Origin of the sequence: Acutalibacter sp. 1XD8-36, from assembly GCF_009917525.1 — a bacterium.
Taxonomy (GTDB): Bacteria; Bacillota; Clostridia; order Oscillospirales; family Acutalibacteraceae; genus Acutalibacter.
The window spans coordinates 1-982 of record NZ_QZDU01000060.1; the positions used below are offsets into that span (position 1 = coordinate 1).

A 982-nucleotide genomic window follows, 5' to 3' on the forward strand; every position below is an offset into this window, starting at 1 on the left:
GCGGAGATACCAGCGTCAGTGTAAATGTCCACAACAGTACAGTTATTTTCTTTTGCCCAGCTGGTAAGAGCAGCGGTCTGAGCCTCGATGGACAGGCCGTGGATAGCTTGCTCTTCCGAAGATACCCGGACGTAAATGAATATGCGTTTCATTTTGACTCACCTCTTTGAAAATATAATGGTTTATGAAAAGGCCCGCACCTTGTGGGAGCGGGCGGGATTCACTGGTTAAAGCAGACTCCACACTTACTATACCCTTCGGAAAGAGCCTCATCAATACTCCCGAAAAATTCTTTGTAATTATCGGGAGCAATTTTTTTCACAGAGTCGCACGTTTTATAATGAATCTTCTTAGAGCTGGTATTGAGCACATAATCAGCTTCGGTTTGCTGTTGTTCAGTATTATCGTATGTATTAAAATTGTTGGAGCCTGATTTAGAAGCTATACTTTTTTGAGGCACTGGTGTAGAAGAAGGCTCCTGAAGAACGTCATATACAATACTGCCGTTAAATATGGAGAGCAGTGTGTTCTCATAATTTTGGTCGTTTGCAAAGTTCAAAGCTACGTCCATATCTGAGTACCCGAAGGAGTCAAGTACTTCCTTTATGGATGTAGCCACAGACAAAGTACCCTCTTTGGCACCCATCCAATCTTTATCATCCGCGCCGCGCCCTTCCTGCTGAGCTGAATAGACAGCCGCTGCAAGACCGTCAATCCAAACGGTTACTTGCACGGTTTTTTCGTCAAATACTATATTGCTGCCGGAATAATTTTGCTGCAAAATTGAGTTTATCTGCTTTGTGAGTTCATCAAGAGATACGGCGGTGGATGAAGGGGACGCTTCGGAAGAAACTACGCTTTGTGTATCAGAGCTGGATGGAGAAGCAGCTTTCCTAACCTCATTGCTGCCTTTTATGGCATTCCCAATATTCCCCACTATCCCAACAACAAGTAAAACACAAGCCGCCCAAAACCACCAGCG

1 protein-coding gene and 1 pseudogene are annotated in these 982 nt (G+C 44.4%); both read right to left on the minus strand.

The genetic code is table 11. The features are described 5' to 3' along the window. A partial coding sequence (locus tag D5270_RS17340; protein ID WP_166545105.1) for a recombinase family protein occupies positions 1-152 on the minus strand: 152 nt, incomplete at its 3' end. A gap of 68 nt (positions 153-220) precedes the next feature. Next, positions 221-982 (minus strand): annotated as a pseudogene (locus D5270_RS16510) (hypothetical protein); the annotation flags it as partial.